Annotated in this window: 12 protein-coding genes; 7 read left to right on the top strand and 5 right to left on the bottom strand. The window is 41.1% G+C overall.

Annotation, left to right across the window (positions count from 1 at the left end):
• Positions 1–76 precede the first annotated feature (76 nt).
• From ACP5NR_RS06610 to ACP5NR_RS06590, 5 genes are all read right to left on the bottom strand, one after another.
• Complete coding sequence (locus ACP5NR_RS06610) at positions 77–883, bottom strand: VIT1/CCC1 transporter family protein (protein ID WP_428005490.1); 807 nt, start codon at positions 881–883, stop codon at positions 77–79.
• A 23-nt stretch (positions 884–906) separates the two neighbouring features.
• Positions 907–1,656 carry a cobalamin B12-binding domain-containing protein gene (locus ACP5NR_RS06605; RefSeq protein WP_428005491.1) on the bottom strand — a complete coding sequence of 250 codons (750 nt, stop codon included), beginning with the start codon at positions 1,654–1,656 and terminating at the stop codon, positions 907–909.
• Positions 1,653–3,215: a lysine 5,6-aminomutase subunit alpha gene (locus tag ACP5NR_RS06600; protein ID WP_428006148.1), complete on the bottom strand. Its 1,563-nt coding sequence runs from the start codon at positions 3,213–3,215 to the stop codon at positions 1,653–1,655. The genes ACP5NR_RS06605 and ACP5NR_RS06600 overlap by 4 nt, the downstream gene beginning before the upstream one ends.
• A gap of 167 nt (positions 3,216–3,382) precedes the next feature.
• Positions 3,383–4,645: a histidine--tRNA ligase gene (gene hisS / locus ACP5NR_RS06595; protein ID WP_428005493.1), complete on the bottom strand. Its 1,263-nt coding sequence runs from the start codon at positions 4,643–4,645 to the stop codon at positions 3,383–3,385.
• A 167-nt stretch (positions 4,646–4,812) separates the two neighbouring features.
• On the bottom strand, positions 4,813–5,412 hold the full coding sequence (locus ACP5NR_RS06590; protein WP_428005494.1) for a uracil-DNA glycosylase: 600 nt from the start codon (positions 5,410–5,412) through the stop codon (positions 4,813–4,815).
• Between the two features lie 61 nt (positions 5,413–5,473).
• Here ACP5NR_RS06590 and ACP5NR_RS06585 point away from each other — a divergent pair, with 61 nt between their 5' ends.
• The 7 genes from ACP5NR_RS06585 to trmFO are packed head-to-tail and all read left to right on the top strand — an operon-like array spanning position 5,474 to position 12,633.
• Complete coding sequence (locus ACP5NR_RS06585) at positions 5,474–6,676, top strand: patatin-like phospholipase family protein (RefSeq protein WP_428005495.1); 1,203 nt, start codon at positions 5,474–5,476, stop codon at positions 6,674–6,676.
• A gap of 16 nt (positions 6,677–6,692) precedes the next feature.
• The gene (locus tag ACP5NR_RS06580; RefSeq protein ID WP_428005496.1) at positions 6,693–7,244 is read left to right on the top strand and encodes a hypothetical protein; all 552 of its coding nucleotides are present in this window, start codon (positions 6,693–6,695) and stop codon (positions 7,242–7,244) included.
• Complete coding sequence (locus ACP5NR_RS06575) at positions 7,241–8,038, top strand: hypothetical protein (protein WP_428005497.1); 798 nt, start codon at positions 7,241–7,243, stop codon at positions 8,036–8,038. Before ACP5NR_RS06580 ends, ACP5NR_RS06575 begins: the two co-directional genes overlap by 4 nt.
• Positions 8,039–8,055: 17 nt before the next feature.
• Entirely contained in the window at positions 8,056–9,975 is a 1,920-nt protein-coding gene (locus tag ACP5NR_RS06570) for a transketolase (protein ID WP_428005498.1), read from the top strand.
• Positions 9,972–10,511, top strand: a complete 540-nt coding sequence (locus tag ACP5NR_RS06565; RefSeq protein WP_428005499.1) for an epoxyqueuosine reductase QueH — start codon at positions 9,972–9,974, stop codon at positions 10,509–10,511. The genes ACP5NR_RS06570 and ACP5NR_RS06565 overlap by 4 nt, the downstream gene beginning before the upstream one ends.
• A gap of 3 nt (positions 10,512–10,514) precedes the next feature.
• Positions 10,515–11,408, top strand: a complete 894-nt coding sequence (locus ACP5NR_RS06560; RefSeq protein ID WP_428005500.1) for a PucR family transcriptional regulator — start codon at positions 10,515–10,517, stop codon at positions 11,406–11,408.
• A 13-nt stretch (positions 11,409–11,421) separates the two neighbouring features.
• A complete protein-coding gene (trmFO, locus tag ACP5NR_RS06555; protein WP_428005501.1) occupies positions 11,422–12,633 on the top strand; it encodes a methylenetetrahydrofolate--tRNA-(uracil(54)-C(5))-methyltransferase (FADH(2)-oxidizing) TrmFO in 1,212 nt (403 codons plus the stop codon).
• Positions 12,634–12,906: the final 273 nt, after the last annotated feature.

The following is a 12,906-nucleotide window of genomic DNA, read 5'->3' as shown; positions in this document are numbered from 1 at the left end:
CCATGTCCCAAATCCCAATTCGCTTATCTTCAATCCCCATTTTCCTACTTTTCTGTATTCCATTTCGATCACTCCTTCACAAAGTTGTTATGTATCTTATCAAGAAGCCGACAATGTAAGCCACGAAAGCGGCCATACTGCCCGTCAAAAGCATTTCAAGACCGCTTTTGAACCAGTTTACATTTGTAACTATGTTTCTCAAAGCACCGACTGTAAACAAAGTCACAAGTGTTAAAATTGTTGCCGTTAAAAAAGTGTTCTGCGCAAAAAAAGGTATAAAACTTGCAAGGATATAAGTTACAAGTGGCATAAAACCAAAAAAGACAAAAGAAAAGAAAGTAACGAGTGCGTCTACACGCGGAGAAGCCATTTTATCCTCAAGTATCCCAAGTTCTTCATGCATCATGGTCTCAACCCACAAATCTTTGTTTGAACTTAGAATTTCTACAAGATCTTTTGCCTTTTCCTCTTTCAAACCTTTTGATTTGTATATCTCTATCAACTCTGTTTTTTCAGAAGCAGGATCTATTTCTACCTCCCATTTTTCGCGTTGACGCTCACTTTCATTGTATTTCAAGGATGTTCGTTGTGAGAGATAATCTCCCATTGCCATTGAAAAACCATCGCCGAAAAGATTTGCAAATCCCATGATCAAAACCACCTGAGGACTTAAATGTGCACCCATCGCGCCGGCGACAACGGCGAAAGTCGTTATTATTCCATCACTTGCACCGTAGACAAGAGGGCTCATGTACCGGCCCTGAGTGGTCTTGTGCCAGGTCTCTTCCGCTATCAATTCTTTTGAGTGGGCTTGATCGTGAAGTTTCGGATCTCTCATCTCAAACGCTTTTCTTGCTATTTTTTGCCTATCACTCTCTTTCATTCATCTTAACTCCTTCTAACACTTCAAGAAGACTTTTTCAAAATTCTATCCGCTATGTATGCCGCCACATCAGATGGCATGGTCCCTGCGCCAAAGCCGGCATCGTATCCAAGTTCAACTGCAAGTTCGTGGGTTATCCTCGGTCCTCCGACTATCAAAAGTATTTTGTCTCTTATTTTTTCAGCATCCAATATATCGACAAGTTCTGTCAGTTGTTTGATGTGAATCTCTCTTTGTGTAACTATTTGCGAGACAAGTATAACGTCTGCTTTATATTCTCTTGATTTTTTAACAAGTTCCAAAGGTGGTATCTGACTGCCGAGATTGTAAACTTTAAAGGCTTTATACCTTTCAAGGCCTGAATCTCCATGGTATCCTTTCATGTTAAGGATCGAGTCAAGCCCTATCGTGTGTGCGTCAGAACCTATCGTTGCGCCAACTATCACGACTTGGCGCTTCAAATATTTCGAAATCTTATCATTTATCTCTTCAATTCCCATTTTTGGTATTTCAACCTCGAGCGTCTTGATCGAGGTGTAATCAACGTATTTGTTGGTTTTCGCATAAACAACGAAAAATGTGAAATCTCCTCCTATATCTTCCGAAAGCACCATCTGGATATCCGAAAAACCCATCGAAGCGATAAGCGTTTTCGCCGCTTCGCGTGCTTTTGCCCCTGCCGGTACCGGCAGCGTGAAAGATAACTGGATTACGCCATCGTTGGTTTGATCCCCGTAAGGCTTTATACTTCTGAGATCTAAGTTTGGTATCATAATTCACCACTCCTTACGATCTTTTCCATTTTTTCGATGATGGGATTGTAGTAATCCTCACCCTTGACAAAGACGCCGTCAGCGCCTTTACCTTCATCTATTTTCCTTGAAATATCTCCAAATATCCCTTCTTCTATTGAAGCCATCAAGCCTACCGATTTTATGTGTTCAAGCAGTGAAACGGCATTTTCAAGCACTTTTCTGGCCTCTTCTTGAACAAAACCATCTTTTTTGAATTCAACATCTTCACCAAGTGCTTTTGCGTTTTTAAAAACATATTTTGCGTTTGATATTGCAAGATACCTATCCTGCACAAGCGGAGTGTGAATCGCTTCAGTCAGCATTCCGAGCAGATGTATCGATTGACCAGTCATAACCGAAACAAGGTTGTACAAAGTATTCTGCGCGTATCCCTTGAATATGTTGCCTGTCATGTAACGTGTAGGCGGCATGTACTTGGGAGTTGCTTGAGGGAAAAGCGATCTTGTCAAGAGCGCATGTGCAATTTCGTAAAGCAAGCCGTTTTCAACATCCGGATCTATTTCAAAGGCATGGCCTATTCCCATGTATTTGGGTTCCATTCCGGCTTTAAGGGCAAATTGTTCATTTATGAGTTGGGATGTTGTAACTGTATGGGCACGATCTATCGGATCCGATGTTTTTATGTAGTTGTCCTCTCCCGTGTTTATGGTTATATGAGAAAAGGCGCATATAAGTCTCGATGTGTATTGATCGACAAATGTCCTCATCATGTTTATATTCCTAAATAAAATTCCATACATCGAATCGTTAAGCAGCATATCTAAACCTTCTATTGCCGCTATGGCACTTATCTCCGGCATGCAAAGACCGGAAGCGTAATTTGTGAGTCTGACGTATCTTCCAACTTTTGCCGCCGATTCATCCAAAGCCTTTCTCATTATCCTGAAATTGGCCTGTGTTGCGTAAGTTCCACCATATCCTTCCGTTGTGGGTCCAAATGGTATAAAATCCAACAAAGATTGAGCCGTCGATCTTATCACCGCAATTATGTCTGCTCCTTCACTGACGGCAGTTTTGGCCTGAATCACGTCTTCGTATATATTTCCCGTTGCGACTATGACGTAAATGTAAGGTTGATTTGGATCTCCCAATTTCTTAAGCATGTCATCTCTTTCGTGCTTGATTTTTTCCAATTTCTTTATGGATGTTTCCGTTAATTCATCGATTTTTTCTGCAACGATGTTTTCTTTCTGAGGCCTGATTTCTACGAGAGAAAATTCCTTTTTACCCACCGATTCCGCAACTTCTTGAGGAGACATAGACTTTGCCACGCATGCATTTGCAATCCAGTATGCTATACCTCTTTTAAGTCCGTCGTGCGCTTTAACATCGTAGACAACGGAATTAGGAAGCGGAATACCATCGGCATCAACACCATCAATGCCATAAATGCGTGCCACCGTTCTTTCCACGGAATCAGTACTTCTTAGATCTATGAACTTTTGTACATCGTCCGTGATTTCTTTCGCCAGTTCCCTTGCTTTCCTCACCAAATTTTGATCGAGATCGAGTTGCATGTTGATCTCCTCCTTCAGTCTAATCAGACTTTTTTATATACCAAACAAAGTTCAGATCCCGCATCGTAGCAATGGCAGGTGTCCTTGGTTTTTGTTCACTCTTCACGCGTTACAGATCACTGTCTTTTCTCTTACCATTTGCTATTCGCCATGTGCTTTTTTGCTGTTCACGCGTCAGTCGTGTCTGTTTCTCCAGATCCACTCACAATTTTTATTATCTCTGATAACCTTACCTTCCACTGTTCTCCCGTTTTCATGTTTTTCAAAGTGTAGAGGCCCGTCTTTATCTCTTCTTCGCCTATGACAACCGTATACCTTGCATTTTCTTTCGAAGCATGAGAAAACTGACCTTTAACGTTTCTTCCCATCACATCGACATCGACTTTAAAATATTTTGAGAGCGCACCGGCAATCTTCAATGCCTCGATCTTTTGATTCTCATCTATGGATATGACGTAAATATCTAATCCTTCTATTTTAGGAAGCCTTTTTTCTGCTTCAAGGGCAAGGATCAATCTTTCAATTCCAAAAGCAAAGCCAATAGATGGGACTTTTGATCCTCCCAATTCTTCTATAAGATTGTCGTATCGACCTCCTCCGCCTATCGCATCCTGTGCCCCAAGATTGGGATATTTGAACTCAAAAACTGTTCTCGTGTAATAATCGAGGCCTCTCACAATCGCAGGATCGACTTCGTACTCTATTTCCATATCATCAAGGTATTTTTTTAGTTTATCAAAGTGCGATTTACAATCATCGCAAAGATAATCAGTTATTTTAGGTGCATTTTCGGCGTATTTCGCATCTTTTTTACAATCAAGCAATCTCAAAACATTTCTATCATATCTGACCTTGCAATCATCACAAAGGTCGTTTAAAAAAGGTTTGTAATACGCTTTGAGTGCCTCAACGTAATTCGGTCTGCATTTTTCATCGCCGGTCGAATTTATTTTGAGTTTGAATTCATCCAGGCCTATTGCCTTAAGCATTTCTATTGCTAAAAGAATCGTCATGGCATCGGCTATCGGCAAAGATGATCCTATGAGTTCCACGCCGAATTGATGAAACTGTCTTAATCGTCCCGCCTGAGGACGTTCGTATCTGAACATGGGTCCGCAATAGAAAAGTTTCTGAGGAAGGCCTTTGGAAGAAAGGTTATTCTCGATGAAGGCACGCATAACGGGAGCCGTACCTTCCGGTCTAAGCGTTATCGATCTGCCTCCCTTATCTTCGAAAGTGTACATCTCTTTTTGAACGATATCGGTTTCATTTCCAACGCTTCTGTTGAACAATTCCGTCGCCTCAAAAATGGGGGTCCTTGCCTCAACAAATCCAAAATTCAACGCGACATTTTTGAGTTTTTCTTCCAGCCATTCCCACACTTTTGAATCTTCGATTATGTCATTCGTGCCTTTTATCCTCGATATCACGCTATTCCTCCTTAGATCCCATCATGCTCTCCGCCTCCGTCCGTCATTCCAGTCGAAGAACTGGAATCGCCTTTTGCCTTTGGCTGCTTACTCGTTACCGATCACGCGTTACTGTTTTTGCAACGTGCTACCGGCTACCCGCCACGTGCTGTTTTGCTGATTACCGATCACGCGTTACTCGTCACTATTTCATCGTATGCTTTTTTCAACACTCTTATATCGTCCCACGTTAAAGCCTTTGGAGAACCAGGCTCTTTGGATTGATTTCTTAAAAGATAACTTGGATGAAACATGGGAAAGATCCTTATGTTTCCTTTCCATTCAAAAAATTTCCCACGAGATTCCGTTATCGATCCGTTTATAAAAAAATTAAGTGCAGTTGCTCCAAGCGTAACTATTATTTGAGGATTTATTATGGCAATTTGGGCCATTAAAAAGTGAGAACAGGCAAGAATTTCTTCGGTGTAAGGTGTTCTGTTTCCCGGTGGCCTGCATTTTACAACGTTGGTTATGTAGAGATCTTTTCTTACAAAGCCTGCGGATTCAAGAATTTTATCAAAAAGTTGACCTGCCCTGCCAACAAAAGGCCTTCCTGACAAATCTTCGTCCTCACCGGGGCCTTCTCCGACGAAGACTATCGGTGAATGAATGTTTCCTTCTCCGACCACCACATTTGTCCTTGTCTGGCTTAACTGACACGCTGTACATACCGAAACTTTTTCCTCAATAACTTTCATGAATTTTTCATCTTTTTTTTCGTCTTTCATTTTAACCTCCCACTCAAAATTTTACCATAACGTATGGTATAATTTAAAAGAGATGGTTTGAATGAGATGGCTTTTTTTCATTTTGATCTTAGCAGGGAGTGCTTTTATGGCCTTTTCATCTTCATGGGCTTTGGTTTTAACAGGCGGTGGCGCGCGAGGAGCATACGAAGCCGGATCTCTTAGAGCGATAAATCAATTAGACCTTGACGTGAAAGGTGTCTATGGTACTTCCGTTGGGGCCTTGAATGGTATCTTTTACTGCCAGGGAGAAACTGAAAAACTCTACAAGATATGGCAAGATCTTTCTTACTCTGATGTCATGTCGGTAAATGCTTCTTCCACTACCAATATGTATTTTCATGTGGCACGTGAAATATTATCTTTTCATCTTTTAAACGTGGAGCCGTTACGTGAAATAGTGAAAGAAAATATTGATGAAAAGCGTATCAGAGATAGCGGAATAGATTTTGGACTTGTAACTTACGATCTTTCAAAATTTTCCCCCGTTGAATTGTACCTTTCGCAAATTCCCAAAGGACAACTTTTGGATTATGTGCTTGCAAGTGCAAATTATCCGATCTTCCAGAGGCAGGTCATAAACGGTCAAACCTACATAGACGGAGGAGTTTACAACAATGCGCCTGTAAACATGGCCATTGAAAAAGGGTTTAAGAAGATCTTACTTATAAACGTATCGGATATTCCTTTTTCTCTTCCACAAATACCGAAGGATGTCGAATTGAAGATCATAACGCCATCTGGAACAATAGGAAGCGCAATGGATTTCAATCCAACAGATGAACGCAGATTGGAAAAGATGGGATATTTGGACACACTTAAGGCCTTTGGAAAATTCGTTGGACGGGATTATTACATATATCCGCCTAAATCACCCGTACTTATAAATGCTTTGCTTTCAATGAACGCAACTGAACTTTCCAAGGTAGCAGGCATCCTTGATTTAAACATAGGAGGTTATTCACACGATCTCGCCGTCTACGAAGTTTTAATTCCAAAAATTTTGCAAACTGTTAAAGCCACCTCTTTTGATTCTTTAAACCTTGATTTGCTTGAAATGGCAGCAAGCACACTTGACGTAAACAGATTGACACCTTACACACAGCGCGAACTTGTGATGGCAATAGCCAAAAGCGATCAAAAATTAAGAACGAGTTTTCTTTTTTTTCAAATAAGTGATAACTCTATCGTTGAAAGTGTGAGGGAGATATGTAAGTTTATAGTTTCATCCGGTATGAAGTGTTAAAAGGAGAGCGATGTGAATGTTCAGAATTTACATGGGATCCATTCTTTCATCTACCGAATTCACGAAATTCGATCTTGGTATAACTTCGGATCGTACGCTCTCGACGATTGGTAGATGGTTAAAGGTAGATGAAAATGGAATTGTTTTTGACGATTCCAATTTCAACATCTTTCAGAGAAGGTGGCGTGTGCCCGTAACGTTAGACGAACTTTTCTTCGAATCATCGAATTTGAAAATTGGCACACTTTACAACGATGAACTGAGAATGCGTGATCTCCTTCTGAAAATTACCGAGTTTAAAATAGATCTCATCGTCGGATATCTCAAAAGTCAAAGTTACAACCCTTACGAACTTATAGCAAGTGGCTGGGGATGTGCCCAAACAACCGGCATCCCAACGATCATTGTGAACATAACGCCACCTGAAAATGTGAATTATTCTTTCTTCTTAAAAATGACCGAATTCACAGATGGAATGATAGTGCTTTCCGACAGATACACAATGGTTGCTTTTTCGACGGAAAAGAAAGAATACACCCAAAATAACAAAGGACAAGCGGAAAAATGATCTTTGGAAAGATATCAGATGTTTTCAGGTCCCTTTTTCTGAAAAGAAGAACAAACGCTTTTTTGGACCATCCGGTAATCGATCCTGATGCTTTTGAATATGTAGGGGTTATACAATTTCAACACCAGAATTTCAAAAATTCCAAAGATTTTCATACAAAAGTTTTATCCCTTGTGAAGGCGGCAAAAACGGAAGGAGCCCAGATCGTGCTTTTTCCGGCCGGAATGAATATGGAACTGTATTCTGTTCCCGAAGAAAACCTTTCCGGAAATCAAATATCAAAGATAGAAGATGAATGTTTGAAGATTTTTTCCAACGTTGCCTCTATCGAGAAAATTTACGTTGGATATGCCGATTTGGTTAAGGGCATGAAGATATATCATTTTATAAACGGTAACGGTAAATCAGTCGAAGGAAATACTTTTACAATCTACAACGTGAAAGTTGCCTTCATGGATGATGAGATAGATGAAGACGTCGATCTGATTTTAAATCCATGTCTTACCAAGAAATGGGTTGGCGATTATGAATCATTCGGTCATGCCTGGCTTTATTCACAGCAGAGATATTCATACTCGATGGAAAGTTACATGGTGGGAGATCATTTCACAGGTCAAAGCGGAATTTACGCTCCGATAGAAGCAACTGATTCCATGAGCGGTATAATAAAGCAGACACAAAGTAAAATTCTCGAAGAAACGTTGGTGGCAAAGATAGATTTTTCTATCCTTGAGGCTGTTAAAAGAAAGAAAAACGTTAAAGATGAGTACGCAAGATTGCTTTATAACAAATGAATTTGGAGGTGTTTTGAATGAAAAAAAGATTTTCTCATGAAAAATTACCGGAAGAGGAGATACAAAAACTTAAATTGCTCGGAAAACGCTGCAGAGGAGACATAATAAAAATGACAACCGTGGCCGATTCAGGTCATCCCGGAGGTTCTATGAGTTCGATAGACATATACCTTACTGTTTTTTCAAATGCCCGAATAGATCCTAAAGATCCTTGGAACCCTTCGAGAGACAGAATTATAGTGAGTCATGGCCATACTTCTCCCGGAGTTTATGCCACTCTTGGCGAACTTGGATTTTTCAACGTGGAAGATGCCATAACCGGCTTCAGATATTTTGATTCTCCCTTTGAAGGTCATATCACAAGAGGTATTCCTGGCGTTGAATGGACAACCGGAAATCTCGGACAGGGATTGAGCGCCGCCTGCGGCATGGCATTGTCTGCCAAGATACAAAATCTCGATTACCACACTTTTGCGCTTATGAGTGATGCCGAACAGGCCAAAGGTCAGGTCGCTGAAGCAAGAAGATTTGCAAAAAAATTCGGCCTTTCGAATTTAACGGTTGTGATAGATTACAATGATGCCCAGATAAGCGGACGTGCACGTAACGTCATGTTTGTCGATATAAAAGAAGATTACGAAGCAGACGGATGGAGAGCACTTGAAGTTGATGGACACGATTACGCTCAATTGTATGAAGCCATAAAATATGCCCTTGAAAATCAAGACAAACCGACCGTGATCATAGGTAGAACTATGATGGGAAAGGGAGTTTCTTTCATGGAAGACGATGTTGAATATCACGGAAAAGCACTTTCCCTCGAGCAAGCCGATAAGGCTTTGAAAGAACTCGGCGTCGAAAATGATATTCAAAAATACATCGAAAGACGTAAAACCTTTTCAATGCCTCATTTCGAGATAAAACCTTATCAGGTTAAGATCGATACGGGAAAAAACAGAATTTATAAGCCAGGTGAAAGTGTTGCGAATCGCGACGCTTTTGGCCGTGCTCTCGCAGATATAGGGCTTGCCAATTCCAAATTGACCACCAACACGCCTGTTGCCGTTATAGATTGCGATCTCAAACCTTCCACAAAAACTGATCTGTTCGAGCATGTGGCACCGGATCTTTTCTTTCAGGCAGGCGTTCAGGAACACAATGCGGCTACGGTCGCAGGAGCGCTTTCAAGTCAGGGCGTAATTACTTTCTTTGGAGACTTCGGTGTGTTTGGAATAGATGAAACCTACAATCAGCAAAGGTTAAATGACATAAACCACACGAATTTGAAGTTGATCGTGACCCATGTGGGCACCGACGTCGGCGAAGACGGCAAAACGCATCATTGCGTTGATTACATAGGCGGTTTGAGAAACATATACAATTTCAAACTCATCGTGCCTCAGGATGGAAATCAAACCGATAGATCGTTAAGATTTATGGCGAAGGTGTGGGGAAATTATGCCATGGCAGTTGGTAGATCGAAAATCCCCGTTATAACCAAAAATAACGGTGAAGCATTTTTTGATGAGAATTACGAGTTTGTTTACGGCGAATGCGATCTTTTCAGAAAAGGCGAAGATGTCACTGTTTTTTCAACCGGTCAAACTTCCCACATTGCCGTCAAAGCAGCAGATGATCTGCTTAAAGAAGGGATCAAAGTTACGGTCGTGGGAGTACCGACACCTTTTGAATTGCCAAAATGGATAACGACTTACATATCTTCGAAGCATGTTTTAACTTTCGAAGATCACAACGCCAACACGGGACTTGGTGGTGTTATATCCGAGTTTGCACTTGACAACCGTGCTTATCCAAAAAGTTTTACAAGAATAGGTCTCTTCGATTACACAAGATCCGGTCTTGTAAAGGACCTTTACAGAATAGAAGGATTAGATGTGGATTCTCTGAAATCAAAGATAAAGGAGATTGTTGGATGAGAATTTTGCTTCACATCTGTTGCGCGCCGGATGCCACCACAGCGTACAAAAGGCTTTCTGGATCCGGCGAAGTTGTTGGGTATTTTTTCAATCCGAATGTTCAACCGTACGAGGAGTATTCGAAAAGGCGTCAGGCACTTGAAAAATTGTCATCCATCTGGAACTTTGACGTCTTTTACCCTTCCTACGATCCGGATGAATGGTTTAAGACAGTCAGAGGCCTTGAAGATCTGCCGGAAGGATCTATGAGATGCAAAGCGTGCATCGCCTTCAGGTTGAGAAAGTCTGCACTCTTTGCGAAAGAAAACGGATTCGACGCCTTTGCCACATCTCTTACGACGAGTCCTCACAAAGATGTGAACTTCATAAACGACATTGGCACAAAACTTGCCAAAAAAATAGGCACAACGTACATTCCAAGCGCTTTCAGAAAAAATAACGGTTTCTTGGAAAGCGTCAATTATTGCAAATCGCTTGGAATTTACAGACAAAATTATTGTGGCTGTGTTTTCAGCCTTCCAAAGGTTAAGGTGTGATACATGGAAATATGGGATGAAATCGGAGAAAAACTGATTGATCTTTTCAACGGAGACGTTATATGCACCGATATGGAAGGTGTTCCGAAATTCTCAACGATAGGTCTCTCTGCCGATCTTTCTCAGGCCGTTTCGGTTGCCATAAAGACAGGAGTAAGGGTAGGCCTTGTGCACGATCAAAAGCACGTGCTTGTCATTCCTTTCAACTTCACAAATTTTAAAGGCTGCGTACTTTTGATTGGATACGAATTTTCCGAAGAGACTTTGGCCATCTTCGTCCAAAATGTACTTGAAGAGTTTGCCAAAACAACGGAAGGTTACGCTGAAGAATCCATACCCCCTGAGATAATCAACGCTTTTAAAGGGATAAGTAAGCCCATCTTGTGCGCCGCGATATCTCAGATAGGAAACATCCAGTTAAGAGGAGAAATGGCCAAAATCGGTGGAAGATTTGTCAAGCATATGGAATCGGGAGAGGATTTTTTCATCTTCGATGGAAAAATCGAAAAAGTCCCGGAGGGATGCAAGGCTGGCATTTCCGTGGATCCAACTCCTGAAATAGCCTATCATCAGTCTGTGACGGCTCTTCATTACGGATCGGACCCTTCCGGCCTGTCAAGTTATTCAAAACTTTCTCCTGTGTTCTTAATTCAAGATGTCATCGAAAACAAAGGAATGAAGAAAGTTTTGATCGAAAAACTCGAAAAATATCCTGAACTTCTTCAAACTTTGAAAATTTTTTTTGAAAACGACGCGAGCCCAGTCAAAACTTCAAAAGTCATGAAAATACATCGTAACACGATTCTCAACAGACTCAACAAGATAAGAGAAATAACGTACCTCGATCCGAAAGTTTTTAAAGACAGCGTTATACTTTATCTAACACTTATAAATTAGGAGGAAAAAGTCCTTGAGTGAAAAGATCGTCCATGTCGTAGGCGGAGGACTTGCCGGCAGTGAAGCCACCTATCAAATAGCGCAGGCAGGATATGATGTCGTGTTGCACGAAATGAGGCCTGTCGTAAAAACAGATGTGCATGAAACTGGCAAATTCGCCGAACTTGTCTGTTCCAATTCGTTGAAATCCGTCGATCTTAAAAATGCTTCGGGACTTCTTAAAAAAGAACTTACCGATCTTGGTTCTTTTGTCTTAAAAATTGCCAACAAGCATGCCATTGAGGGAGGAAAAGCACTTGTCGTCGATAGAGAAACGTTTTCCGAAGAGATAACTTCTATCATCGAATCTCATCCAAAAATACACGTTCAAAGAGAAGAAATAACGGAAATTCCTCCGGATGATTTTTGGATAATGGCAACGGGTCCTGCGACCTCCGAAAAACTTTACAAATGGATCATGACGAAATTTAAAACCGGATCACATTTTTTCGATGCGGTGGCTCCCATAATTGATGCCACAACGATCGATATGTCAAAGATTTTTCTTGCAAACAGATATGAAGATAAAGGAAAAGATTATTTTAATTGTCCCATGAACAAAGATGAATATCTTCAATTCAGAGAAAATCTTGTCAACGCCGAAGTACTTCCTATGGAAAAATTCGACAGAAAATTCTTGTTTTCAAGATGCCAGCCAATTGAAGAAATAGCAAGATCCGGAATCGATGCCATGAGATATGGCCCTTTAAGACCTGTCGGGTTGGAATTAAACGGTAAAAGACCGTACGCGGTTGTTCAACTAAGGCGTGACAATTACGCAGGAACTTTGTTGAACATCGTGGGTTTTCAAACAAGGCTCAAATGGCATGAACAGCAAAGAGTTTTTAGAATGATACCCGGACTTGAAAATGTTAAAATTGTAAGGTATGGGGTAATGCATGCCAACATTTACATAGAACCATCCAAAGTTACGGATGAGTTTTTCAGATCGAAAACCATGGAAAATCTTTTTTTTGCCGGTCAAATAACCGGAGTTGAAGGGTACGTTGAATCAATCGCTACGGGACTTTACGTCGGAAGAAATATCGTCAGAATTCTGAATGGTTTAGATCCTGAAAGATTTCCGTGCAACACGATGATAGGCGCTTTGATAGATTACGTCACAAAGGCAAAAGATTTACAGCCAATGTACGCCAATTTTGGCATATTGAAAAACAGCACGTAGTTCGTAGCGGGTAGCATGTAAAAAAAATAGTAACGCGTGATCAGTAACGAGTAAGCAGCCAAAGGCAAAAGGCGATTCCAGTTCTTCGACTGGAATGACAGCAGGCGGAGAGCATGATGCCGAGAGGTGACCTCCGCAGCAACGCGAGGACCAGACACCGAAGGGCGAATGCGAGAGCCGACGAACAAAAAAGCATATGGCCAATAGCCTATGGCAAAAACAAAACAGTAACGCGTGATCGGTAATCAGCAAAACAGCATATGGAAAAAAAAG

The sequence above is a fragment of the Athalassotoga sp. genome (assembly GCF_049965695.1).
GTDB lineage: Bacteria > Thermotogota > Thermotogae > Mesoaciditogales > Mesoaciditogaceae > Athalassotoga.
Note: the sequence above shows the minus strand (reverse complement) of the source record. Positions and strands in the feature narration are given on the sequence as shown.